This is a genomic window from Planobispora rosea, from assembly GCF_014648175.1.
GTDB classification, from domain to species: domain Bacteria; phylum Actinomycetota; class Actinomycetes; order Streptosporangiales; family Streptosporangiaceae; genus Planobispora; species Planobispora rosea.
Map to the genome: position 1 here is coordinate 273,012 of NZ_BMQP01000003.1, position 23,897 is coordinate 296,908.

At 72.9% G+C, this 23,897-nt stretch carries 23 protein-coding genes; 13 read left to right on the plus strand and 10 right to left on the minus strand.

Going from position 1 to position 23,897, the window contains the following annotated elements:
- Positions 1-104 precede the first annotated feature (104 nt).
- From IEZ08_RS04565 to IEZ08_RS04575, 3 genes are all read left to right on the plus strand, one after another.
- Positions 105-1,139, plus strand: a complete 1,035-nt coding sequence (locus tag IEZ08_RS04565) for an ATP-binding cassette domain-containing protein (RefSeq protein WP_229802909.1) — start codon at positions 105-107, stop codon at positions 1,137-1,139.
- Positions 1,136-1,966, plus strand: coding sequence for an ABC transporter permease (locus IEZ08_RS04570; protein WP_189241724.1), 831 nt, complete (start codon positions 1,136-1,138; stop codon positions 1,964-1,966). Before IEZ08_RS04565 ends, IEZ08_RS04570 begins: the two co-directional genes overlap by 4 nt.
- A gap of 126 nt (positions 1,967-2,092) precedes the next feature.
- On the plus strand, positions 2,093-2,767 hold the full coding sequence (locus IEZ08_RS04575; protein ID WP_176728554.1) for a DUF998 domain-containing protein: 675 nt from the start codon (positions 2,093-2,095) through the stop codon (positions 2,765-2,767).
- Here the strand turns inward: IEZ08_RS04575 and IEZ08_RS04580 are convergent.
- The gene (locus IEZ08_RS04580; RefSeq protein WP_068924725.1) at positions 2,737-3,366 is read right to left on the minus strand and encodes a thymidine kinase; all 630 of its coding nucleotides are present in this window, start codon (positions 3,364-3,366) and stop codon (positions 2,737-2,739) included. The genes IEZ08_RS04575 and IEZ08_RS04580 overlap by 31 nt on opposite strands.
- A gap of 149 nt (positions 3,367-3,515) precedes the next feature.
- Here IEZ08_RS04580 and IEZ08_RS04585 point away from each other — a divergent pair, with 149 nt between their 5' ends.
- Positions 3,516-3,986, plus strand: a complete 471-nt coding sequence (locus tag IEZ08_RS04585) for a hypothetical protein (RefSeq protein WP_068924723.1) — start codon at positions 3,516-3,518, stop codon at positions 3,984-3,986.
- A gap of 145 nt (positions 3,987-4,131) precedes the next feature.
- Here the strand turns inward: IEZ08_RS04585 and IEZ08_RS04590 are convergent, their stop codons facing one another.
- On the minus strand, positions 4,132-4,800 hold the full coding sequence (locus IEZ08_RS04590; protein ID WP_068928965.1) for an AIM24 family protein: 669 nt from the start codon (positions 4,798-4,800) through the stop codon (positions 4,132-4,134).
- Between the two features lie 196 nt (positions 4,801-4,996).
- Here IEZ08_RS04590 and IEZ08_RS04595 point away from each other — a divergent pair, with 196 nt between their 5' ends.
- From IEZ08_RS04595 to IEZ08_RS04620, 6 genes are all read left to right on the plus strand, one after another.
- Positions 4,997-7,045: a hydantoinase/oxoprolinase family protein gene (locus IEZ08_RS04595; RefSeq protein ID WP_189241725.1), complete on the plus strand. Its 2,049-nt coding sequence runs from the start codon at positions 4,997-4,999 to the stop codon at positions 7,043-7,045.
- Positions 7,032-8,888, plus strand: coding sequence for a hydantoinase B/oxoprolinase family protein (locus tag IEZ08_RS04600; protein WP_068924719.1), 1,857 nt, complete (start codon positions 7,032-7,034; stop codon positions 8,886-8,888). Before IEZ08_RS04595 ends, IEZ08_RS04600 begins: the two co-directional genes overlap by 14 nt.
- A gap of 45 nt (positions 8,889-8,933) precedes the next feature.
- Positions 8,934-9,503: a hypothetical protein gene (locus tag IEZ08_RS04605; RefSeq protein WP_189241726.1), complete on the plus strand. Its 570-nt coding sequence runs from the start codon at positions 8,934-8,936 to the stop codon at positions 9,501-9,503.
- Positions 9,504-9,704: 201 nt separating this feature from the next.
- A complete protein-coding gene (locus tag IEZ08_RS04610) occupies positions 9,705-10,352 on the plus strand; it encodes a histidine phosphatase family protein (protein ID WP_068924715.1) in 648 nt (215 codons plus the stop codon).
- 93 nt (positions 10,353-10,445) lie between these two features.
- A complete protein-coding gene (locus IEZ08_RS04615) occupies positions 10,446-12,569 on the plus strand; it encodes a hypothetical protein (protein ID WP_189241727.1) in 2,124 nt (707 codons plus the stop codon).
- 160 nt (positions 12,570-12,729) lie between these two features.
- Positions 12,730-13,236, plus strand: a complete 507-nt coding sequence (locus IEZ08_RS04620) for an anthrone oxygenase family protein (RefSeq protein ID WP_068924711.1) — start codon at positions 12,730-12,732, stop codon at positions 13,234-13,236.
- 16 nt (positions 13,237-13,252) lie between these two features.
- On the opposite strand, the gene IEZ08_RS04625 is transcribed toward IEZ08_RS04620, so the two are convergent.
- Positions 13,253-13,843, minus strand: coding sequence for a uridine kinase family protein (locus IEZ08_RS04625; RefSeq protein WP_084780383.1), 591 nt, complete (start codon positions 13,841-13,843; stop codon positions 13,253-13,255).
- Between the two features lie 211 nt (positions 13,844-14,054).
- Between IEZ08_RS04625 and IEZ08_RS04630 the strand changes: the two genes are divergently transcribed.
- Positions 14,055-15,212 carry a CaiB/BaiF CoA transferase family protein gene (locus IEZ08_RS04630; protein WP_068924709.1) on the plus strand — a complete coding sequence of 386 codons (1,158 nt, stop codon included), beginning with the start codon at positions 14,055-14,057 and terminating at the stop codon, positions 15,210-15,212.
- Positions 15,213-15,234: 22 nt separating this feature from the next.
- A complete protein-coding gene (locus IEZ08_RS04635) occupies positions 15,235-16,728 on the plus strand; it encodes a carboxyl transferase domain-containing protein (RefSeq protein ID WP_068924707.1) in 1,494 nt (497 codons plus the stop codon).
- 67 nt (positions 16,729-16,795) lie between these two features.
- On the opposite strand, the gene IEZ08_RS04640 is transcribed toward IEZ08_RS04635, so the two are convergent.
- The 6 genes from IEZ08_RS04640 to IEZ08_RS04665 all read right to left on the minus strand — a co-directional run bounded on the left by IEZ08_RS04640 (position 16,796) and on the right by IEZ08_RS04665 (position 21,363).
- Positions 16,796-17,980 carry a hypothetical protein gene (locus IEZ08_RS04640; RefSeq protein ID WP_189241728.1) on the minus strand — a complete coding sequence of 395 codons (1,185 nt, stop codon included), beginning with the start codon at positions 17,978-17,980 and terminating at the stop codon, positions 16,796-16,798.
- On the minus strand, positions 17,977-18,459 hold the full coding sequence (locus IEZ08_RS04645; protein ID WP_229802910.1) for a SigE family RNA polymerase sigma factor: 483 nt from the start codon (positions 18,457-18,459) through the stop codon (positions 17,977-17,979). Before IEZ08_RS04645 ends, IEZ08_RS04640 begins: the two co-directional genes overlap by 4 nt.
- Positions 18,460-18,589: 130 nt before the next feature.
- Positions 18,590-19,021, minus strand: a complete 432-nt coding sequence (locus IEZ08_RS04650) for a hypothetical protein (protein ID WP_068924701.1) — start codon at positions 19,019-19,021, stop codon at positions 18,590-18,592.
- On the minus strand, positions 19,018-19,482 hold the full coding sequence (locus IEZ08_RS04655) for a hypothetical protein (protein WP_229802911.1): 465 nt from the start codon (positions 19,480-19,482) through the stop codon (positions 19,018-19,020). The genes IEZ08_RS04650 and IEZ08_RS04655 overlap by 4 nt, the downstream gene beginning before the upstream one ends.
- A 25-nt stretch (positions 19,483-19,507) precedes the next feature.
- Positions 19,508-20,347: a carbon-nitrogen hydrolase family protein gene (locus IEZ08_RS04660; RefSeq protein WP_068924696.1), complete on the minus strand. Its 840-nt coding sequence runs from the start codon at positions 20,345-20,347 to the stop codon at positions 19,508-19,510.
- On the minus strand, positions 20,344-21,363 hold the full coding sequence (locus IEZ08_RS04665) for a DUF418 domain-containing protein (RefSeq protein ID WP_068924693.1): 1,020 nt from the start codon (positions 21,361-21,363) through the stop codon (positions 20,344-20,346). The genes IEZ08_RS04660 and IEZ08_RS04665 overlap by 4 nt, the downstream gene beginning before the upstream one ends.
- Positions 21,364-21,625: 262 nt before the next feature.
- Here IEZ08_RS04665 and IEZ08_RS04670 point away from each other — a divergent pair, with 262 nt between their 5' ends.
- The gene (locus tag IEZ08_RS04670) at positions 21,626-23,038 is read left to right on the plus strand and encodes a GH1 family beta-glucosidase (RefSeq protein WP_189241729.1); all 1,413 of its coding nucleotides are present in this window, start codon (positions 21,626-21,628) and stop codon (positions 23,036-23,038) included.
- On the opposite strand, the gene IEZ08_RS04675 is transcribed toward IEZ08_RS04670, so the two are convergent.
- On the minus strand, positions 22,993-23,841 hold the full coding sequence (locus IEZ08_RS04675; RefSeq protein ID WP_189241730.1) for an SWIM zinc finger family protein: 849 nt from the start codon (positions 23,839-23,841) through the stop codon (positions 22,993-22,995). The two genes, IEZ08_RS04670 and IEZ08_RS04675, sit on opposite strands and share 46 nt — an antisense overlap.
- Between the last annotated feature and the right edge of the window lie 56 nt (positions 23,842-23,897).

Here is a 23,897-nt window from a genome sequence, read left to right on the forward strand (position 1 = left end):
ATCGTAGTGCTTCCGTACGTTGTACCGTACGTAATACGGTAATGTTTGCGGCGCCTCGCCGGCAGCGGCGGCGAGGCGGAGGAGCGAGCACGGAAGGGGACGGTGTGAGGGAAGCGGAGAGCGCCATCACCGCACAGGGGGTGCGCAAGAACTACGGAGGGCAGCCGAGCGGGGCGGGCCTGAACGGCTTCGACCTGCGGGTGCCCGCGGGTTCCGTCTGCGGGCTGCTGGGGCCGAACGGGGCCGGGAAGACGACGGCGGTCCGGATCCTGTCCACGCTGCTGAGCATGGACGCGGGCCGGGCGAGCGTGGCCGGGTTCGACGTCCGGACGCAGGGGCGGCAGGTCCGCGAGCGCATCGGGCTGGTCGGGCAGTACGCCGCGGTGGACGAGATCCTGACCGGGCGGCAGAACCTGGTGATGTTCGGCAGGCTGAACCACCTGTCCGCGGCGGCGGCCAGGAGGCGGGCCGATGAGCTGCTGGAGCGGTTCTCGCTCACCGAGGCGGCGGGGCGGCCGGTGAGCGGCTACTCGGGAGGCATGCGCCGCAGGCTCGACCTCGCGGCGAGCCTGATCGTGTCACCGCCGGTGCTGTTCGTCGACGAGCCGACGACGGGGCTCGACCCGGCGGCCCGCCGGGAGGTGTGGGCGGCCGTGCGCGAGCTGGTGGACGCCGGCACCACGGTGCTGCTGACCACGCAGTACCTGGAGGAGGCCGACCGGCTGGCGGACCGCATCTCCATGCTCGGGGCGGGCCGGGTCGTCGCGGAGGGAAGCCCCGACGAGCTCAAGTCCGCCATCGGCGGGGACTGGATCGACCTGGTGCTCTCCGAGCCGGTGGACGTCGAGGCGGCCCGGCCCATCGCCGCCCGGCTCGCCTCCGGAGAGCCGCTCGTCGACGGTCCCGCCCGCCGGATCGGCATCCCCGTGGCCGAGCGCACCCGGGCGCTGATCCAGGTCGCGACCGCGCTGAACGAGGCGGGGATCGAGCCGGAGGACATCATGCTCCGCCGTCCCACCCTCGACGAGGTCTTCCTGCACCTGACGGGTGAGGGCGCGGCGACCGTACCCGCAGGTCCGGCGAGAACCGGCGTGCGCGTGAACGCCGGATCCGGCAACACGACGGAGGAGTCCCGATGAGCATGCCCGCCCACCCCCTCTCCCCGGGCTCGCCGCTGTCCCGGCTCGGCTGGGCCCTGGCGGACGCCTGGACGGTCACCCTGCGCGACCTGAACCACTGGGTCCTGCGGCCGGGCACCGTCATCGTCGGATGGCTCTTCCCCGTCATGATCGTGCTGATGTTCGGCGGCCTGTTCGGCGGTGCGATCGACACCCCCGGCGGGAGCGGGTACTTCGAGTTCCTGATGCCCGGCATGTTCGCCCTGACCATGCTCTTCGGCCTGGAGTCCACCATGATGGCCGTCACCACGGACGCGGCCAAGGGGGTGACCGACCGGTTCCGCTCGTTGCCGATGAGCTCCTCGGCCGTCGTGCTGGGCCGGTGCGTCGCCGACATGCTCAACTCGGTCGTCGGCCTGGCCGTCATGGTCGGAGCCGGCCTGGCGCTGGGCTGGAGGTGGCACGGCGGGATCGGCGCCGCCCTCGCCGCCGTCGGCCTGCTCCTCCTGCTGCGCTTCGCCCTGCTCTGGGTGGGAATCTTCATCGGCCTGGTCGCGGGCGGACCGGAGGTGGTGACGGCGGTCCAGATCCTGGTCTGGCCCGTGGGCTTCCTGTCGAACGTCTTCGTCGATCCGGCGACGATGTCCGCCTGGCTCGGCGCGATCGCCGCGTGGAACCCCCTGTCGGTGACCGCCTCGGCCGTCCGTGAGCTCTTCGGCAACCCCGGGTACGGGGGAGAGTCGTGGATCGCGCAGAACGCGGCTCTCATGTCGGTCGCCTGGCCGCTTCTGATCACCGCCGTCTTCCTGCCTCTCTCCGTGCGCACGTTCAGGAAGCTGAAGGGCTGATCCTCGGCCGGTTCTTCCGCGCCCACCCCACCGGAGGTACGGGTTCCGCGGGTACGGGCGGCCCCGCGGAATCCCGGGCGGGACGTTGCCGTTGGGATGAGGAAAAGGACCGGCGGAAGGACGATCGTGCAGCGAGCCGCACGCGCGGGGCTGGCAGCGGTGGGCACCGGGGCGATGATCGTCCTCGGCCTGGACCTGGCCTACCTGGCCGAGGTCGACCCGTTCCGGCGGACGATCAGCGAGCACGGGATCGGGGAGCACGGCTGGCTCTTCTCGCTGGGGCTGGGCCTGCTCGCCGCCGGCTCGCTGGCCATCGGGGCGGTCCTGGTCAGACGGGGGCTGACCACCGTCCGGTCGCTCGGCGTGCTCGCGCTGCTCGCGTGGAGCGCCGGGCTGCTGGTGACCGCCTGGTTCCCCAAACACGACTGGTCCGTCGGCCCGAGCCTCAGCGGGAGCATCCACCGGGTGGGCGGCATCGTCGCCTTCCTCAGCCTGCCCCTCGCCGCCCTGATCATCTCCCGGCCGTGGCGGCGCCATCCCGAGTGGCGCGGCTCCGCACTGGTGGTGTCCGTGCTGGGGCTGGGATCGTTGCTGTGGGTGCTGGGCATCGCCGGGGCCGTGGTGGCCGCCGAGCGCAGCGGACTGCCCTGGTGGCGGGTGATGCCGCTCGGCCTGGTCGAGCGGGGCATGGCCGTCACCGAGGTCGCGGCACTGGCCGCGCTGGGGTTCTGGGCGGCCCGCCGGGAGACGGTACGGCCGGCCGTACCGGATCAGCCGGTCCCGAGGTCCCCGGTGCGGTAGTGGCGGCGGCACAGGACCTGGTAGCGGACCGGGTCGTCGCCGGTGTCGCCGATCACGATCTGCTCACCGGTGCGGACGAGCTTGCCCTCGACCACCCGGGCGTTCAACCGGCCGGGGCGGCCGCACCAGCACAGGACCTCGACCTGCAGGCGGCTGATCTCGTCGGCCAGCTCGAACAGGCGCTGGGCGGCGGGGAACATCTGGGAGCGGAAGTCGGAGGCCAGGCCGAAGGCGTAGACGTCGATGCCGTGCTCGTCGGCGAGGTCGGCGAGCTGCTCGATCTGCTCCACCGTGTAGAAGCAGGCCTCGTCGCAGATCACGTAGTCGATCGGCCCGCGCGTCAGGACCAGCGTCACCAGATCGAGACGGTCCTCGACCTCGATGGCCTCGCTGCCCAGGCCGATCCGGCTGGTGACCCGCGGCCCGCCCGAACGGTCGTGCTTGGTCAGCACGAGACCACGTCTGCCCTGCCGGCCGTGGTTGTAGTTCATCTGCAGGGCCAGGGTGGACTTGCCGCAGTCCATCGGGCCGAAGTAGAAGCGCAGCACCCCGTCCCGGGATCCGGCGGGGACGGAGGAGAGCGCAGACAATTCGGTCACGGCGGGCCAGCTTAGCGGGTTCGCAGGGAGCGTTTGGGCAGGCATGCTCTTGGTAGGAATGTCAGATCCCGCGCTGGTCAAGGTCCGACTTGGCCGGTTTCCGTAAAGCGTGGGAGATTCTTTTGGCCGACCGAGACATGGGAGAACATGTGACGACAGCCAAAACGCCCACCCTGCCCGCCGCCCGGCCGGCGCCGGGCCCGGACGCCCCGGCACCCGCCGCCTCCGGCGCCGTTCCCGCCGCCGCCCCCACCGGGGAGATCCCTCCCGCCCTCGCCGCGATGATGACCGAGGACGAGAGGGTCGCGGCCCAGTCGGAGGCGGCCCGCTGGAGGTACGGGTTCTTCAGCGTCCTGACCGGCCTGATCGTCATCCTGGTCGGCTTCGTGGTGATCGCGCTGACCGGCGACGGGGACGACGCCTCGTTCGCCGGGCTCGTCGGGGTCGCCGGGGCGATCGTCGGCGCCTACTTCGGGTTCCAGATCGGCCAGTCGGGCAAGGCCCGGATCGAGTCCGAACTGCGCCGGACGAACGAGCTGGCGATCCGGCTCGCCGCCAAGATCCACGCGCATGACGCCGACGCCGTGATCAACTCCACGATGGGCGTCCGCCGCCGCTAGCCGGTGATCGGGTGCCCGCGCGCACCGTACGGCGGCGCCGATGACCGCCGTACCTCCTCGCCACACCGGCGCCGGGAAGGGAACCCGGCAGGCCGGAGTGGTGAGGACGGTTCCGGCGTGAGGACGGGTTCCGTCGTGTTCTCCGTCAGCCGGTGGACTGCGGGACGATCGGGCCCTCGCTGGCCTGGACCAGGACGAAGCCCTGCCCCCGGAAGGCGAGCTGCATGGCCTCGCCGCTCCCGCGACCGATCATCGCGCCCGCCTTGAAGGTGTGGTTGACGCCCACGTGCAGGCCGGCGCTCCAGCACACCGCGGACTGGCCGTCGGCGAAGGTCGGCGCCTGGGAGGCGTCGAGCAGCACCGGCGCGCCGTGCGCGGTGACCGCCACCCAGCCGGTGCCCGTCAGCGTGGTGTTGAACAGGCCGCCGGCGGCGATCCCGGCACCCTGCACCCGCTGGATGTCCCAGGTGAGCTGCGGATCGAAGGCCAGCAGGTTCCTGCCGTTGACGGTCAGCGCCTCGTTCTCCAGATAGAACAGGTGCACGTCCTGCGCCTTGTCGGCGAGGAAGAGCAGGCCCTGCCCGCGTACGCGCATCAGCGGCGCGCCCTCCCCGGTCATCATCTTCTTCAGGAACTTGCCGACCCCGCCCGATCCCTCGTAGTTGAAGTCCATGTTCCCCTGGAAGGCGACCATCGAGCCCTGCCGCGCCAGCACCTCCCCGTTGAGCTGTACCCGCAGCATCTTGTTGTTCTGCAGGACGAAGTGCCCGGGCGCCTGACCCTCGTTCAGGTTGCCGAAGAACGCACTGCGCACGAAAACCGCCTTCTCGTCGGTCGGGGTCTGCATCGGATCCGCACCATGAGTGACGAACGGCACGGGGTGCGAGTTCCACGGGTCCGCAGGTGAGCCCGGGCAGGAGGGCGGGCCGACGAGATTGCCAAGGATCCGGGACGGTTTCGGCAGGGTCCGCCGATTTGCGGGCTCGGGGTGACTGGGTAGACACGGGGGCATGCGCAGCGTCCGTATCGGTGTCGACACCGGGGGCACGTTCACCGACGTGGTCGCGGTGGACGAGCAGACCGGTGAGATCATCACCACCAAGACCCCCTCCACCCCCGCCGACCCCGCCGACGGTTTCATGACGGGCGTGCGGAAGGTGCTCGGCGAGTACGGCGCCACGGTCTCGTCAGCTGAACACGACACCGAAGTCTCGTCGGTGGTGCACGGGACCACGGTCGCCACCAACCAGCTCCTCGAGGACCGCATCGCCGACCTCGGCTTCGTCACCACCGAGGGATTCGAGTTCATCCTGGAGATCGCCCGGCAGAGCGTGCCGGACGGCTACGGCAACTCCTACTTCTGGGTCAAGCCGCCCCGCATCGTCCCGGTGCACCGGATCAGGACCGTCGGCGGGCGGCTGGACCACACCGGCGCGGAGGTCCGGCCCTTCGACGAGGCGCGGGCCGCCGAGGTCGCCCGGTGGTTCCGGGACCGGGGGATCACCGCGATCGGCGTGTGCTTCCTGCACTCCTATGCCAACCCCGGACACGAGCTGCGCATGCGCGAGGTCCTGGCCCGCGAGCATCCCGGCGCGACCGTCTCGATCTCCAGCGACGTGCTGCGCGAGTACCGCGAGTACGAGCGGTCGGTCACCACGCTGGTCGACGCCGCGGTCAAGCCGACCATGCGCCGCTACATCGCCAGCCTGTCCGGACGGCTCGGCATGCCGTTCTCGGTGATGAAGAGCAACGGCGGCGTGTTGTCGGCGGCCGAGGTCGTGAACCAGCCGATCACCACCGTGCTCTCCGGACCGGCCGCGGGCGCGCTGGGCGCGGCGCTGATCGCCTCCACCGCCGGGCACCCCTCGGTGATCACGCTGGACGGCGGGGGGACCTCCACCGACGTCGCGGTCGTGGTCGACGGGGAGCCGTCACTGACCACCGAGGGCGGCATCGGCCGCTACCCGTGCAAGATCCCGATGATCGACATCGTGACCGTGGGCGCGGGGGGCGGGTCCATCGCGTGGATCTCACCCGAGGGCACGCTCAAGGTCGGCCCGCAGTCCGCCGGGGCCGACCCCGGCCCGCTCTGCTACGGCCGGGGCGGCACCGAGGTCACCGTCACCGACGCGCACGTCTTCCTCGGCCGGGTCCCGCCCCACCTGCTCGGCGGGGAGATCCCGCTCGACGCCGGGGCCGCGCGGCAGGGCATCGAGGCGCTGGCCGCCGAACTCGGGCTGAGCCCGGAGCGGACCGCGACCGGCATCCTGGAGATCAGCGCGTTCAACCAGTCCAACGCGATCCGGCAGATCACCGTGAAGCGCGGCCTGGACGTGCGGGACTTCCCGATGGTCGCCTTCGGCGGCTCCGGCCCGCTGCTGGTCTGCAGGCTGATCGACATCCTCGGCCTGCCCGCGGTGCTCGTCCCGCCCGACCCGGGCAACGTCTCGGCGTTCGGCCTGCTCACCGTGGACGTCAAGAACGACTACGTGCGCACCTTCGTCACCCGCGACCTCTCCCTCGACGCCGCCGCGGAGATCTTCGGCGAGCTGGAGGGGCAGGCGGCCGAGGCCCTCGACCGCGAGGGGTTCACCGACCACGTCTTCGCGCGCAGCGCCGACCTGCGCTACTACGGCCAGGCCTACGAGGTCCGCGTCCCCGCCCCGGCCGGGCCGCTGGACGAGGCCTGGCGCGAGGAGGTGCTGGACCGCTTCCACCGCGAGCACGGCAAGCTCTACGGGTACGGCTACCGCGACGACCCCCGGCACGGCGTCGAGTGGGTCAACCTCCGCGTCTCCGGCATCGGCCCGATCACCCGCCCGGCGATCGGGCGCAGGCCGTACGGCACCGCGGATCCGCAACCGGCGGGCATCCGCGAGGTCTGCTACGACGAGTGGGCCCCGGCCTCTCTCTACCGCCGCGCCGACCTGGGCGCGGGCGCGGTGGTCCGGGGACCCGCGGTCATCGAGGAGTACGGCTCCACGCTCCCGGTGCACCCCGGCTTCACCGCGGCGATGGACGAGTTCGGCAATCTGGAGGTACGCCGTGAGGGACACTGACGAGGCCGTACGGGCCGCCGACCCGGTGCTGGTGGAGATCGTCGAGGGCACGCTCGCCTCGGTGGAGAAGGAGGTCGAGACCGCGATCGCGCGCACGGCCCGCTCGCCGATGATCCGCGACGCCCACGATTTCCGCGCGGGCATCCACGACGTGCGGCTGCGCAAGCTGACCGGCCGGTCCTACTCGGCGCTGGTGCAGCCGGTCGTCCGGGACTTCCCGATCGGGGAGATGAACCCCGGCGACGTGTTCTTCCACAACGACGTCTACCTGTCCGAGGGGGGCATCGGCCACCTGCCCGACCTGTGCGTCACCGTGCCGGTCTTCCACGACGGCGCGGTGGTGGCGTTCGTGCAGGCGTTCGGCCACCACGACGACATCGGCGGGGCGGTCCCCGGGTCGATGCCCTCGCACGCGCGCAGCGTGTTCGAGGAGGGGCTGATGGTCCCGCCGATCAAGCTCTGGGACCGGGGCGTGCCCAACCGCGCCGCACTGACGATCATGACGCGGAACTCCCGGATGCCCGACTCCCTCGCCGGGGACCTGGACGCCGAGTGCTCGGCCTGCCTGATGGGCGCGCGGCGGCTGGGCGAGCTGTTCGCCCGCTACGGGCGCGAGGCCGTGGAGGCGTGCTTCGACGCGATCATCTCCAAGACCACCGAGACGTTCCGCCGGGAGCTGCTGGCCAAGATCCCCGAGGGCACGCACGTGTGGGAGGACTACGCCGAGCACGACGGCGTGGATCCGCCCCGCCTGCACGCCCAGCGCATCACCCTCACCGTCGACCACACGGCCACCCCTCCTCTCGTCATCGACTTCACCGGTACGTCGCCGCAGGCCAAGGGGCCGATCAACCACGCCGGCGACTACGCGGACGGGGTGTTCCTGAAGAAGTGGCTCGCCCCGATCCTGCGCAACCTCGCCGACACCCCCGAGCGGATGGCCGAGCTCGACGTCAACGAGGGCGTCGTCCCGCTGATCGGGATGCGCTTCCCGGAGAAGGGCACGCTGCTCACCCCGGTCTTCCCGGCGCCCACCAACGCCCGCACGTTCGTGATCCTGCGGCTGCTGGGCGTGCTGGCGGGGGTGCTGGCCAAGGCCACCGGCGGCCGGATGCCCGCCGACCAGGAGACGATCCGCTACACCGGCGTCTACGGCGAGGACGCCTCCGGAGCGCCGTACCTGATGCGGGAGGTCCTGGGCGGCGGCTCGGGCGGGCGATGGTACGCCGACGGGGAGGACACGATCCACGTCGTGCCCGACTCGCGCAACATCCCGGTCGAGTTCGCCGAGTCCCGCTGGCCGTTCCGCGTCGAACGCCTCGGCCTGGCCGCCGACTCCGGCGGGCCGGGCCTGTACCGGGGCGGCCTCGGCTACGACAAGCACATCCGGATGCTCCGTGACGCCTCGTTCATGTCCATCGCCGACCGCTCGATCCTGTCGTGCTGGGGCGTGAACGGCGGCCGGGCCGGGCGGCCGTTCCGCGTCGAGATCGAGGGACGGGAGATGGAGGGCCTGGTCGACGACTCGCCGGTCCGCGCGGGCGAGGTCATCCGGGTCCGCACCACCGGGGGCGGCGGCTGGGGCTGCCCGCTGGACCGCCCGGCCGAGACGGTGGCCGCCGACGTGCGCGACGGCAAGGTCTCGGCGGAGGGCGCCCGCGACGACTACGGGGTCGTCCTGTACGGGCCCCGCGACGATCCGAAGGTGGACGCCGGGGCAACCGAGGCCCGCCGCGCGGAACTGCGCGCCCTGCTCCCTCCGGACGAGCGGTTCTTCGACCGGGGCCCGGGCTTCCCGCTGTTGTCCGGTGGCCAGCCGTACTCAGATGTTGACGCGATGTGATGAATAGATAAAGATGGGTGATTTGGAGGGCTAGCATGATCTGCCGTGAACCCCCCTCACTCCGCCTACGTCGACGAATCCATGCGCGTGTCGGCGGGGCTGTGCCTGATGGCGGCCGTGCTCGTTCCTCCGGTGCTCGCGGAGGTCTATCGCGACGTCCTGCGCGGACTGCTCCTGAGTAACCAGCGGCGGCTCCACTGGCGGGATGAGAAGGACAGGCGCCGCGTCCAGTTGATCGACGCCATTGGAGCACTCCGGCCCTGTGGCATCGTTATCGTCGGCACCGGCCTCGACGCCGCCCGTCAGGAGCGGGCCCGCCGCAAGTGCGTGGAACGCCTGCTCTGGGAGCTCGGCCAGCATCACGTCACCGATGTCGTCTTTGAGCGACGGGGCGTGGGCCTAGACGAAGGCGATCGCGCGATGGTTGTGACGCTTCGAGGTCGCCACGCTATGACGCCGAGACTCCAGGTGTCCTGGGAAAGCCCTGAAAACGAGCCGCTTCTCTGGATTCCCGACATCGTCGCGGGCGCGGCGTCGCTTGCGGAGGCGGGTCAAGAGTCGTACTGGAAGGGGCTCGGGGATGAGCTGTCCGTCCAGAGGCTCGACGTGGATTGAGGGGAGAAATCGCAAAGCCCGGGCTCCCGTCGTCCGGCGGTCTACCCGGGCTCACTTCCACTCCCCCCGCAGGAGGCGGCACATTTAATGTACCCGCACCGTCGCTGTCTGTCACATGAATGGTGCGAGTTCTCAAGCGTGAAGGCCGGGCTCGGGGAGACGGGACTTGATGGGACGGGGCTGCGGGGGTTGGCTGGAGGCATGCCTCTGACGATCACCGCTGTGCGCCACGGAGAGAGCGAGTCGAACGTGGCGTTCGCGCGGGCCGAGGCGGAGGGCAGGGCCGTGGTCCTGGGACAGCCCGACGGGGGAGTGGGGCTGAGCGAGCTGGGCCGCCGCCAGGCGACGGCGCTGGGCCGGAGGCTGGCCCAGGGCGATCCGCAGGAGGTGGTGTGGTGCTCGCCGTACCGGCGGGCGGTGCAGACGTGGGAGCTGATCGCCGCCGAGCTGCCGGAGGCCCCCGCGGTCCGGTTCGACTCCCGGCTCGGGGACCGGAGGATGGGGCGGCTGTCGGGGATGAACCTGGCCGCGATCGAGCAGTACTACCCGGAGGAGGTGGAGGTCCTCCTGCGGCGGGACCATCACCACCGTCCCCCGGCGGGGGAGAGCTTCGCCGACGTCGCGGCCCGGGTCGCGGAGGCGGTCCGGGACATGCGGGCCGAGTGCGCGGGGAGGCGGGTCCTGGTGGTGGCGCACGACGCCGTGGTGCTGATGCTGCGGCACGTGCTGGCCGAGGCGGCCAGGGCGATCGAGCACGTCCCGATCGGCAACACATCGGTGTCCGTCTGGCGGAGCGGCGAGCTGGTGATCTTCAACGACGTCACCCACCTGGGGGAGATGCCGGCTTAGAACACGATTCTGCATGATTTGTTGACGAGGCTGTCAATTCCGGGGTCTGCTGTGGGAATCTTCGTCGGGGGGTGAGGTCCGAGGAGGAGTCGCATGCGTCTGCGCATGATCGTGGCGAGTCTCACGCTGGCCGTTGCATCCGTGTCGGCCGCCCCCGCCTCGGCCGCCCCCGCCTCGGCCGTCCCCGCCCCGGTCTCGGCCGCCCCCGAGCCCGCCGTCTCCGCCTCGCCGCTCCCGCCCGCCTCGCCGGTCCTGGGACCCGCCTCGCCCGCTGTCCGGGAGCCCGCCACCGCCACCGCCACCGCCACGCCGGCCGTGCCGGGCTGCGACCCGATCGCCGGGACCGCGTGCCTGCTCCCGTTCCCCAACGACTGGTTCACCACGGCCGCGCGCACCCGCACCGGCCTGAAGGTGAACCTCGCCGCCGAGGCCATGCCGCGGAACGCGGCGGGCACGCCGATCGACCCGGCGCAGTGGAACGCCGCCGACGGGTTCTCCCCGGGCTCGATGCTCCTGGCCCACGTCCCCGGTCTCGACCTCGGCAGGAGCGGCGCCGCGCCCGTCACCGACATCGGCTGGTCGCTGCGGCGCGACGCCCCCATTGTGATCGTCGACACCCGGACCGGGGAGCGCTGGCCGTACTGGGCCGAACTCGACGCCAACGCCACCGACCCGGCCCGGCGGGCGTTGATCGTCAGGCCCGCGAAGAACTTCAGGGAGGGTCACCGCTACGCCGTCGCCCTGCGGAACCTGAAGAACGCCGCGGGCGAGAAGCTCCCGGTCCCCGGGACCTTCGCCCGGCTCCTGGGCGAGCGGCTCCCCTCCGGCGACCCGCTCGCCGCCCGCCAGCGGGCACTCCGCCGGACCCTCGGCGACCTGTCCCGGGCCGGGGTGGACACGCGCGGGCTCCACCTGGCCTGGGAGTTCACCGTCGCCAGCGAGCAGGGCATCGCCGGGCCGGTGCTGTCCATGCGCGACCAGGCGCTGCGCGCCCTGCGCGGGCGCTCACCGGAGTTCACGGTCACCGGCGTCACCGATCTGCCTCCCGAGCGGGACCCGCACATCGCCCGCGAGGTCAGCGGGGAGATCGAGGTCCCGAACTTCCTCGACGAACCCGGAGGGCCGCCCGGCTCGAACCTCAACCGGGGACCCGACGGCCTGCCCCGCCCGCTCGGCGACACGCTCAAGGCCCAGTACCAGTGCGTGATCCCGCGCTCGGCCCTGACCCGGCCCGCGCACCCCTCCCTGTACGGCCACGGCCTGCTCGGCCGGGCCACCGAGGTCCGGGCGGGCAACGTCCGCGCCATGGCAGGGGAGCACAACTTCGTCTTCTGCGCCACCAAGTGGATCGGCATGTCCGACGAGGACGTCCAGCACGTCGCGGGCGTCTTCGGTGACTTCTCCCGCTTCGGCACGGTCACCGACCGGCTCCAGCAGAGCCTGGTCAACTTCGTCCTCCTCGGCCGAGCCATGATCGGGAAAGACGGGCTGGCGAGCCACGAGGTCTTCCAGGACGGCGAGGGCCGCTCGCTGATCGACCGGCGGGCCGGTCTCGCCTTCGACGGCAACAGCCAGGGCGGCATCGCGGGCGGCGCGCTCGTCGCCGTCTCGCCCGACGTCCGCAACGCCGTACTCGGCGTGCCGGGCATGAACTACAGCACGCTGCTCAACCGGAGCGTCGACTTCCAGCCGTTCCAGCAGCTCATGGACCAGAGCTACCCCGACAAGCTGACCCAGCAGCTCTGCTTCGCGCTGCTGCAGATGCTCTGGGACCGGGCCGAGGCCAACGGGTACGCCCAGCACATGACCGGCGACCCGCTGCCCGGCTCGCCCAAGCACCGCGTGCTCCTGCACGTCGCCTTCGGCGACCACCAGGTCGCCACCGTGACGGCCGAGGTCGAGGCCCGCACGATCGGGGCCCGCATCCACCGGCCCGCCCTGGACGAGGGGCGCAGCCCCGACGTGGCGCCCTTCTGGGGCATCCGGCCGCTGCCCGACTGGCCGTACCCCGGCTCGGCGATCATCGTCTGGGACAGCGGCACCCCCGCGCCGCCCACGACCAACACCCCGCCGCTCGGCCCCGAGTACGGCCGCGACTCCCACGAGGACCCGCGCCACGACCCCGACGCCCGCACGCAGAAGGCCTACTTCCTGCGGCACGGCGTGGTCGTGGACGTCTGCGGCGACGCTCCGTGCCTCGCCGACCCCGTGCCCTGACCCGGCCGGCGAACCGGGGGCGGGCCGGACCGGGCTGGACGCGTGAAGATCTGGCCGAGACTCTCGCGCATGGCCCTTTCCGCTCGGGCGCGCTTGACTCGGAGTACGGGGAACAGCCGGAGAAGGCGGCGCCCGCAGAGGTCCTGAGACGGGGGAGACGATGCTTGAGCTGTTCCAGACGGTCACGCTGGTCGCGGCCACGGTGGCGACGGGGCTCGCGGCGGGCTTGTTCTACGCCTTCTCCGTCTCGGTCATGCTCGGCCTGGCCGAGACGGACGACCGCACCTTCATCGGCGTGATGCAGCGGATCAACCGGAGGATCCTCAACGGCTGGTTCGCGCTGAGCTTCGGCGGGGCCCCGCTGCTGACCCTCCTGGCCGGGGTGCTCCACCTGCTCGGCGGGGGAGAGCGGTCCGCGCCGGCGTGGATCGCGGCGGGGTTCGTGCTGTACGGCGTGACCTTCGTCGTCACCGCCGCCGTCAACGTGCCGCTCAACAACGCCATCGACGCGGCCGGTGACCCGGCGGCCGTCGCCGACCCCGCGGCGGTGCGCGCCGCCTTCGAGACGCGGTGGGTGCGCTGGAACGTCGTCCGCACCCTGTCCTCCACGGCCGCCCTCGCCTGCCTGGCCTGGGCGCTGGTGCTGCACGGCGGCGCGGCGGGATGACCGGTGCCCGTGAGGGTCAGGACCCGACCTCGCCCAGCGCGACGAACGCGCCCGGGACCGCGGCCGCGTCCACCAGGAGGTCGGCCCGGGCCCGGGTGCCGTCGGCGGCGAACCACTCGTCCTCGGCGCGCATCCAGGTGCGCCACTGCGGCTCCATCGCCGCGCCGTCCCTGGCCAGGGCCCGGGCCAGCCGGAGCTCCCGGGGGGCCTCCACCCACACGGCGTAGGCGACCGGGGCGGTGCGCCGGGCCGTACTGACCCCCTCCAGCAGCAGGACCGGCGCCACCGGGACCTCCACCCGCTCGGCGAACACCCCGCGCACCCAGTCGTAGCGCCGGTAGCCGCCCGGCTCGCCCGCGGACAGCGGGCCGAGCACCTGCTCCTCCACCTGCGCGAACCACGTCCCCAGCGGCTCGTCCCACGGCACCGGGAAGTCGTCGCCGTGCACCACCTGGCAGTCGAGGGCGCGGGCGAGCCGCCCGGCGAAGGTCGTCTTCCCCGACCCGCCGGGCCCGTCCACCGCGACGACCCGCACCGGCCCGCACGACGGCGGCAGGGCCCGGACCCGCGCGGCCAGGTCCGGGAAGGAGATCGTCTCTTCTGCCACGTCCCCAGGATGACATCCCGGTCCCGGTCCCAGTCCCGGCCCCGGCTCCGGCCCCGGCTCCGGCTCCGGACCGCGGGACGCTCGGCGGGAGATCGGGGTTACCTGCGGGTATCGTTCCGGGCGGGGATTTGGCACGCTTGCCATGCCACCCCCCGTGCCCTTCCCCGCCCGCGTCGGCTAGGATCGGCCACTCTCACCCGGAGGTCTGATCTTGCAGGGAGCCTTTGGCGACATCGTCGTCCTCGACCTGTCCCGCGCGCTGGCCGGGCCCCATGCCGCGCAGATGCTCGGTGACCTGGGCGCACGGGTGATCAAGGTGGAGCATCCCGGCGGGGGCGACGAGTCGCGGGGCTGGGGCCCGCCCTTCGCCGGTCCCGGCCACGACATCTCCACCTACTTCCTGGCCGCGAACCGCAACAAGCTCTCGATCACGGTGGACCTCAAGTCGGCCGAGGGGAAGGCGCTGATCGAGCGTCTGGTACGGCAGAGCGACGTGCTGATCGAGAACTTCAGGACCGGGGTCCTGGACCGGCTCGGGTTCACCGTGGAGCGGCTGCACGAGCTCAACCCCCGCCTGGTCGTGTTGTCGATCACCGGGTTCGGGCACGACGGGCCGGAGGGCGGCAGGCCCGGCTACGACCAGATCGCCCAGGGCGAGGCGGGGTTGATGAGCCTGACCGGTCCCTCGCCCGCGGAGCCGTACCGGGTGGGCGCCTCGATCGCCGACCTGCTCGCGGGCATCCACGGTGCGTACGGCGTGGCCGCGGCCCTCTACGAGCGCGAGCGCACCGGCCGGGGGAAGGTGGTGCGGACCTCGCTGCTGGCCGCGGTGACCGGCGTGCACTCCTACCACGGCACCGCCTGGACGGTCGGCGGCCAGGTGCCCGCGGCGGCCGGCAACCACCACGCCTCGATCGCCCCCTACGGCGCGTTCCGCTGCGCCGACGGCATGATCCAGATCGCGGTGGCCAACGAGGGGCAGTGGCGGAAGGTGGCCGCCCTCCTCGACATAGACCCCGATATACCGAAATATGCGACAAATAGAGAGAGATTCGTGCACCGGGGTGAGCTGATCGCCGACATGGAGCGGGCACTCGCCGAACACGACCGCGCGCACTGGCTGGCCGCGCTCGGCGAGCTGGGCGTGCCCGCCGGGGCGATCCGCTCCATCGACGAGGTCTACGCCTGGGAGCAGACCCGCTCCCAGGGACTGCTGGTCGAGGTCGACCACCCCGTGCTCGGCCCGATCGAGCTGCCCGGGCCGCCGCTGCGCTTCGACGGCGAAGCGCCCCGCCGGCACACCGCCCCACCCGCCCTGGGCCAGCACAACGACGAGGTGCTCGCCTGGCTCGCGGAGCGTGAGGGATGAGCGCCGAACCCGGAGCGCCGCGGTGAACCGGCCGGACGCGCGGACGCTGATCGGCGCGGTCCTCGATCCCGGGAGCTGGCAGTCGTGGGACCGGCCGCCCGCCGACCCCGCCGAGCCGGGTTCCGACTACGCCGAGGAACTGGCCGCCGCCCGGGCCAAGAGCGGCTACGACGAATCGGTGATCTCCGGTGAGGGCCTGCTCGCCGGGCGCCGGGTCGCGGTCGTCGCCTGCGAGTTCTCGTTCCTCGCCGGATCCATCGGGGTGGCCGCCGCCGAGCGGCTCACCGCCGCGATCGAGCGCGCCACCGCCGAACGGCTCCCGCTGCTGGCCGCGCCCGCCTCCGGCGGCACCCGCATGCAGGAGGGCGCGCTGGCCTTCACCCAGATGGTGAAGATCACCTCCGCGGTCGCCGCGCACCGCGCCGCCGGCCTGCCGTACGTCGTCTACCTGCGTCACCCCACCACCGGCGGGGTCCTGGCCTCCTGGGGCTCACTCGGCCACGTCACCGCCGCCGAGCCGGGCGCGCTGATCGGCTTCCTCGGGCCGAGGGTCTTCGAGTCGCTGCACGGCTACCCCTTCCCCGAGGGCGTGCAGGTGGCCGAGAACCTCTTCGCGAACGGCCTGGTCGACGCCGTCGTCTCCGCGGAGGACGCCCGCAAGATCGCGATCAGGGCGCTGGCCGTGCTCTGCGCCCCCCGTGACGGCCTGCGGCGCGGGCCCGAGCCCGCGGAGCTCGACGGGGTCCAGCGGGTCGACGCCTGGGACGCCATCACCCGCTCCCGCCGCGACGACCGGCCCGGCGTGCGGGCGCTGCTCAAGCTCGGCGCGGCCGACGTCACCCCGCTCAACGGCACCGGCGAGGGCGAGAACGACCCCGGTCTGCTGCTGGCCCTGGCCCGCTTCGGCACGGCTCCCGCGATCGTGCTCGGCCAGGACCGGCGCCGCCAGCGGGCCGAGGCCCCGCTCGGCCCGGCCGGGCTCCGGGTCGCCCGCCGCGGCATGCGCCTGGCCTCCGAGCTCGGCCTGCCGCTGGTCACCGTGATCGACACCGCCGGGGCCGCGCTCTCCAAGGCGGCCGAGGAGGGCGGCCTCGCCGCCGAGATCGCCCGCTGCCTGGCCGACCTGGTCGTGCTCGACGCCCCCACCGTCTGCCTGCTGCTCGGCGAGGGCGCCGGCGGCGCGGCCCTCGCGCTGCTCCCTGCCGACCGGGTGCTGGCCGCCCAGCACGGCTGGCTCTCCCCGCTGCCGCCCGAGGGCGCCTCGGCGATCCTCTACCGGAGCGTGGACTTCGCCCCGGAGATCGCCGCGGCCCAGGGCGTGAAGTCCACCGACCTGAAGCGGAACGGCGTCGTGGACCGGATCGTCCCCGAGTTCCCCGACGCCGCCTACGAGCCGGAGGCGTTCTGCCGCCGGGTCGCCGCCGCGCTGGAGTACGAGATCATCGGGCTGCTGGGGCAGACCCCCGCCGGCCGCCTCGCCGCCCGGCTCTCCCGCTACCGCAATCTCGGCCGCTGACCGGAGGGCCGGCCCGCCTGCGCGAGCAGGACGGCCCGGGGCCGGCCGGGCCGGCGCGTCCCGCCGGTCACCCGTCCTTCCCGCTCTTCCCGGCGGAGTCCGCCCTGACCCTGTACCGCCACAGCTCTGCGCCGTCCGCGCCGAAGCCGACGTACACGGCGCCGTCCCGGAACGGCTCGGCGCCGCGGGGGAGCCGTCCGCCGAACACGCGCACGCCCTGGCCGGGGAATCCGCCGGCCGTGGAGACCGAGACCCGCTCCCCCCCGATCCGCAGCTCCACCCGGGCAGTCTCCTCGTCGGTGTAGCCGTACCACAGGCCGGGCACCGCCTGACCGGCGCCGCCCCAGACCCTGACGGGGGCCCTGATCTCCTTCGCGAGCTGTCGCAGGTCGGCTCCGAGAGTGAGGTGCGGGTGCGTGTCCGCCATCCCCACCGTGGCGTCGCCTCTGCGGACGGCCACGCAGCCGCTCCCGGTGAGGTGCACGGTGACGTCGTCCACCAGCGGGAGGCCGGAGCCCCGCGGGGCGGGGTCATCGTGACAGGCCCGGCCGGGAGGCCGTTCCAGCCGCTGGAGCGTCCGCCCCCGCTCGTCGGCGAAGGCGAAAGCGGCGATCTTCACCGCCCCGGGATAACGCACGACCCACACGGGCGCCTGGACGCCCTCCCGCCGCAGGACCGCGCCGGGCAAGCTCCGGCCGTCCTCGGTGACCGCGGTGACCGCGGTGACCGCGTCCGCGGCCACACCGTAGAGGGTCAGATCGGCGCCGCTGGAGAAACCACCGCCGGTCCCCCCGACCAGCGCGGCGAACCTCTCCGGGCCGAGGGGGGCGAGCACGTTGCACCAGTGGGCCCGGCCCTGCCCGCGCCCGGCGGGCAGGGCGCAGAGCCGTGAGCCCCGCCCGCCGGGCGCGGCGCTGAACCACACGTGGGACAGGCCGGTGCCGCCGGGTACCGTCAGCACCTCTCCGGCCGGCGGGTCCCGTCGCAGCGCCTGTTCCAGGAGCGGGCCGGCACCTTCGGCGAAGGTGGCGACCGTGGTCCCGTCACCGTCACCGTCGCCGCCCCCGACGAGGCCGGTGCCGAGGACCAGCGCCAGACTCGCGGCCACGGCCGGGACCGCCAGCAGCGCCACGCGCCGCAGACGGGCGCCCCGGCGCCGTTCCCGGACGCCGAGCCAGGCCCCCGAGGCGGCGGTGAAGGTCTGGGCACGGGCCTCGAGCGCGGCACGCAGGCGGTCTTCGAGCTCGTTCACGAGTCCTCCTTCAGGGCCCGGCCGAGGGCCGACAGGCCGCGGCTCGTATGTGTCTTGACGGAGCCGGGGGAGACGCCCATCGTCTCGGCGATCTCCCGCTCGGACAGATCCAGCCAGTAGCGCAGCACCAGGGCCTCGCGCTGGCGGCGGGGCAGGCGGTCGACGGCGGCCAGGAGCTCCCGGTGCTCCTCGGCGACGAGCACCGCGTGCTCGCCGCCGCGCGCGGGCGCGGGAGGCTCCGGCGGGCGGAGCCGTACCAGGCGTAGATGGCGCAGCCGGTTGCGGGTCAGGTTGCACACGATGGAACGGACGTAGGCGACGGCCGCGCCGTCGTCCCGTAGCCGGGACCAGCGCGCGTGGAGGCGGGCGAACGCCTCCTGGGCGATGTCCTCCGGATCGTCGGCGCCGAGGAGTCCGGCCAGGCGCACCATCGACTGATGGTGCGCGGCGAACAGCTCGGCGAACGAGGGAGGTGCCACGGTGGGAAGATCGATCACATCAGCGAGACACCTGGACGCGCCCGCGGTTGACAGGACCTCGGAAAGCCGACGGGCGGGCGGAGAGGGACCGCGGGCGCGCGTGCAGGGCCGGAGGCCGGAGCGGAAGGGGTCAGGGCTCGGTCCGGGAGGGGGAGAGCGGGACGGGGATGCGCTCGATCCGCAGGGAGACGACCTCCTCGCGCGGGACGACCACCTCGTAGGCGCCGTGGTCCACCATCCAGTAGCCCAGCGCCTCGGCCTTCATCCCGCTGTGCCCGGTGTAGGCGATGTGCAGGCCCTCCTCGCCGTTCTCCTCCGAGACGTCGAGCACCAGGCACGGCTCGCCGCCGAACGCGCCGACGGTGCGGACCAGCACCAGCCAGTCGAGGGACGCGCGGCCGACCACGGCCCGCCAGTATCCGGAGACCGGCTCGAAGCCCTCCTGGGCCTCCTCGCTGAACAGCACGACCTCGCTGGAGCCCGGCCCCAGCGCCGCGGCGTAGGTCCGCTCCCGGTACCGGGCGACGAACCCCGACACCACCGGCTCGATTTCCTCACTCATGGGGCGGGCCGCCAGGTGAGGCCGTCGTAGACGCCGAAGAGACGCTCTCCGGCGTCGGCGGTCACGTGAATGATCTCGGCTCCCGGGGGGATCGGCATCGGCATGGTGTGGAACTGCGGCACGACGTGCTCGCGCGAGGTGGTGAAGCCGTTCCCGGCGAACGGCGGCGAATCGTTCCAATCGCCGCCCATGTGCGGGCCGTAGGGGACGACGTAGGTGTCCACATCCCGGGCGAACCACCGCATGAGATAGATCTCAGGCACCGTGACGGTCAGCTCGGATCCTTCGAACCCCAGGTCGAGGCCCATGAAGAGGAGCGCGGGAGTGGTCAGTCTGACGCAGTCCTGAACCCTGTAGACGTATCCCGAGATCACGGTCCGTTTGCCGGACATGTAGGGCAGAAGCAGTCGAGGGGGGATGACCTTCTGCATCTGCGTTCTACGTCCAGGTGGTTCACTCACATGTCGCATTTTACGATCTGTTGACTCAGAGCCGTCGGTGTTCCAGGCAGGGCAGGGCATTACGGGTGACAATCGTGATCTGCGGGTCGAGGACGCAGGTCTGCACGGCCGGTGCCGGGCCGAGGTCGGCGCGGACCACGCCCATGGGGTCGACCAGCATGCTGCGGCCGATCCCGAAGCCGTCCCCGGCGTCCGGGTTCGGCGCCTGGCCCACGGCCGCCACCCAGGTCGTGTTCTCGACCGCGCGGGCCCGCACCAGGGTCGCCCAGTGCTCCTCCTTCATCGGCCCCGACCCCCACGCGGCGATCACCGCGAACAGGTCGGCGCCGCGGTCCACCAGGGCCCGGGTCAGCTCGGGGAAGCGGATGTCGTAGCAGGTCACCAGCCCGACCCGGAGCCCGGCCAGCTCGGTGACGACCGGCTCGTCCCCGGGGACGACCAGCGCGGACTCGCGCGCCCCGAAGGAGTCGAACAGGTGGATCTTCCGGTAGGCAGCCCTGATCCCCCCGTCGGGGCCGAGGGCCACCGCGGTGTTGTACACCCGGGCCGCGCCGGTGCCGCCCGCCCGGGCCGCGCCGGTGTCGCCCGCCTGGGCTGCGCCGGGGCCGGTCGCGGGCTCGAACACCCCGGCGACGACGGACACGCCGTGCTCCCGGGCGGCCTCGGCCAGGCCGGTGACGAACGGCCCGTCCAGCGGCTCGGCCAGGTCGAGGATGCGCTTGCCGTACCGGGTGAGGGTGGCCTCGGGGAGGATCGCCAACTCGGCGCCGTCCTCGGCGGCCCGCGCGAGGGAGGTCCGGACCTGGCGGAGGTTGACGCCGGGATCCTCGGAGACCGGGATCTGGCACAGGGCGATGCGAGTCACGTCTGCGACTTTATCCGGCGATTCGGAACTCGTTCCATCCACGTCAGACACCGCCACAGCCATTCCAGCGGACCGTACCGGAACCTGGCCAGCCACCACCGGCTGAACACCACCTGCGCGATCAGCACGGCGAGGGCGAGCCCGGCCACGCTGAGCCGGGTCGGGTCGGCGGTCAGCAGCGGCAGGGACAGGAGGATGATCGGTGTGCTGGCCAGATAGTTCGTCAGCGCCATCCGGCCGAGCGGGTTGAGCACCGCCTCCAGCGGGCCGCGCAGCCGGGTGCGCAGCAGGAGCAGCAGCCCGGTGCAGTAGGCGGCCGCGCACGCCAGCGGGGCGGCGACGAACAGGCCCGGGTAGGACAGGTCCGGGTCGTCGCGCGAGGCGTTCCACACCACGACGAGCCCCGCGGCCAGCACCGTGCCGCTCAGGAAGGCGGGCGGCAGCAGGCGCGGACCCGGGCGGTACTCCATCAGGGCCATGCCGAGCAGGAACATCGCGGGGATCAGGACCACCACGAACACGCGCTCACCGAGGAGGCCGCCGAAGACCGCGCCGTCGACGACGTGCCCGCCGTTGGCGTAGACCGCCCACGCCGTCGTGACGGCTCCGAGCACCAGTACGGCCGCGCGCGGCAGGAACGAGGCGGGCAGCAGCACCAGCGCGCCGAAGACGGCGTACGGCAGGAGCACCTCGCCCGGGTTCACGCTCCAGTGGACCGCGCCGAAGCAGGCCAGCACCGCCAGCCTGCGCAGCAACGCCAGGCGGGGACGGTCCGTGCGCTCGGCCGCCGAGCGCAGGAACAGCACGAAGCTCACGCCGAAGAGGAACGAGAAGATCGGGTAGAAGCGGCCCTGGAACAGGTTCTCCACCACCCAGTCGACCGGCCCCCGCTCCACGGACCGCGGGTCGCCCGACTCGGCCAGGTGCCCGACCGTGTGCTGCCAGGTGTTGACCAGCATGATCCCGCAGATCGCGAAACCCCGGAGGGCGTCCAGCTCGTGCAGCCTGCGCGTCACCTGGTCACCTGCCCCGCAGGCCGCGCGGACGTGCCGATCCGGAATCCGATCACGGGTTCAACGTAGCGCCCCGGTCCGTCCGCCGCAGCCTCGGTCTGCACGGCGCCCCGCCCGTGTCTCGTCATGCGGGACATCGTCTTGCCGTACCGGATGACACGTCTTGCCGTACCGGATGACACGCCGGTAGCGTCGGCCGCGATCGAGCGGAGCCCCGGCCGGGGCGTCCCGGCGGTGCGGCCACCATGTACTGGAGTGATCGAAGATGACGGCGACCGGGGAACGTCCCGACGCGGTGGGAGCGCTCCCACAAGGATTCGTGTGGGGCGTGGCCACCTCGGCCTACCAGATCGAGGGTGCCGTGACCGCCGACGGCCGGGGGCCGTCGATCTGGGACGCCTTCTGCCGGATCCCCGGGGCGGTGGCGGCCGGGGAGACCGGTGAGCACGCCTGCGACCACTACCGCCGCTGGCCGGAGGACATGGCGCTGCTGGCCGGTCTCGGCGCCGGGGCCTACCGGTTCTCGGTGGCCTGGCCGCGCGTGTTCCCCGAGGGGACCGGCCGCGTCAACCAGCGCGGCCTCGACTTCTACCGGCGCCTGGTCGAGGGGCTCAACGCCCGGGGCGTCACCCCCTTCCTCACCCTCTACCACTGGGACCTGCCCCAGGCTCTGGAGGAGCGCGGCGGCTGGCGGGTCCGCGACACCGCCGAGTACTTCGCCGACTACGCCGCGACCGTGCACGAGGCCCTCGACGGCGTGCCGTACTGGATCACGCTGAACGAGCCCTACTGCTCCTCGATCACCGGATACGCCGAAGGCCGCCACGCGCCCGGCGCCCGGGAGGGGCACGGCGCCCTCGCCGCGGCCCACCACCTGCTCGTCGGCCACGGCCTGGCGACCGCCCGCCTGCGGGAACGCACCCGCGAGGGCGAGCGGATCGGCGTCACCCTCAACATGTCCCCGGCGGTGCCCGCGAGCCCGTCCGCCGAGGACGCCGCCGCCGCCCGGCGGATGGATCTGATGGTCAACCGGCAGTTCACCGAGCCGCTGCTCGGCGCCGCCTACCCGGCCGACACGGCCGAGGTCTACGGGGAGATCAGCGACTTCTCCTTCCGCCGGGAGGGCGACCTGGAGATCATCTCGGCGCCGCTGGACTTCCTCGGGGTGAACTACTACTACCCGATCCACGCCGCCGCGGCGCCGTACGGCCAGCCCGACCCGGCCCTGCGCTCCGCCTACGACATCGGCGTGCGCACGGTCGCCCCGGACGGGCCGCCGGTCAGCGGCCTCGGCTGGCGCGTCGAACCGCGCGGCCTCTACGACACCCTGACCGGCCTGGCCGGCCGTTTCCCCGGACTGCCCCCGATCTTCATCACCGAGAACGGGTACGGCGGCGGCGGGGAACTCGACGACACCGGCCGCATCTCCTACCTGGAGCAGCACGTGGCCGCCACGCGCGAGGCCGTCGCCGCCGGCGTGGACGTCCGCGGCTACTTCTGCTGGTCGCTGCTGGACAACTTCGAGTGGGCCCGGGGCTATGCCGCCCGCTTCGGTCTCGTGCACGTCGACTACGCCACCCAGGCCCGCACGCCCAAGGCCAGCTACCGCTGGTACCGCGACGTCATCGCCGCTCAGTCGTCGCCGTCGGCGGTCTCCCGCTCGGCCAGCGCCCGGTAGGCGGGCCTGAGCAGATCCAGCAGCGGGATGTGCCGGGCCTTGATCGGCGGCGGATCCAGCAGGCGCAGCAGCAGATCGGGAGGGGCGTCGGTCCCGTCCGCCCGGTCACGCAACCGCGCCGGGGAGACGCCCGGCTGGTAGAAGTCCGCCATCCGCTCGGCGAACGGTACGTCGGCCACATCGAGCGGCCCCGGCCGGGACACGCCGCCCGCGGCGCCGCCCTCCTCGCGGAGGGCGGCGAGCAGCGTGTCCCTGCCCATGCCCCGCCAGGCCAGCACCAGGAACGGGTCGTCGTCGAACGCCTCGGCCAGGACGTACAGCACGGCCGACAGGTGCTTGCAGGGAAAGCCCCGGTCGGGACAGGAGCAGTCCATCTCCAGGTCGCCCTCGCCGGGGAAGAGCGGCAGGCCGCGCTCCTCGAAGACGCCCTCGATCTCCGGCGGCATCTCCCCGGCGAGCAGCTTCGCCCGGTAGAGCGCCTGGGCGGCCAGCGCCCCGGCGAGCCCGCGCCACTCTTCCTCGCCGTAGGCCTCGACGCCGATCTCCACCCGGTACGGCGCGCGCCGCGACCCCTGGACCCGCGCCGTCACCAGCCCCGGCCCGACCTCCAGCTCCAGGACCTGGCCCGAGCGGGCGTACGAGCGTCCACGGCTGAGCCTGCCCGGATCGCAGACGCGCTCCAGGACGTCGACGAACCGGCGCGACCACCACCGCTCGCCGATCGAACCCCGCCTGCTCCGGACGCGGATGCCGCCCTCGACCCGGACCGGCCGGGACGGCTCGAACCAGCCCCGTCCGCTCACGACGCCTCCTCCACCGGGCCCGCCGCCCGCTTCCCCGTGAAACCGATGAGACCGGT

Bases quoted from the DNA above. Each gene is read 5' to 3' on its own strand.
- IEZ08_RS04570 (WP_189241724.1), top strand. From the start codon at position 1,136: ATGAGCATGCCCGCCCACCCCCTCTCCCCGGGCTCGCCGCTGTCCCGG.
- IEZ08_RS04595 (WP_189241725.1), top strand. From the start codon at position 4,997: ATGCGCAGCGTCCGTATCGGTGTCGACACCGGGGGCACGTTCACCGAC.
- IEZ08_RS04610 (WP_068924715.1), top strand. From the start codon at position 9,705: ATGCCTCTGACGATCACCGCTGTGCGCCACGGAGAGAGCGAGTCGAAC.
- IEZ08_RS04615 (WP_189241727.1), top strand. From the start codon at position 10,446: ATGCGTCTGCGCATGATCGTGGCGAGTCTCACGCTGGCCGTTGCATCC.
- IEZ08_RS04620 (WP_068924711.1), top strand. From the start codon at position 12,730: ATGCTTGAGCTGTTCCAGACGGTCACGCTGGTCGCGGCCACGGTGGCG.
- IEZ08_RS04650 (WP_068924701.1), bottom strand. From the start codon at position 19,021: ATGAGTGAGGAAATCGAGCCGGTGGTGTCGGGGTTCGTCGCCCGGTAC.
- IEZ08_RS04670 (WP_189241729.1), top strand. From the start codon at position 21,626: ATGACGGCGACCGGGGAACGTCCCGACGCGGTGGGAGCGCTCCCACAA.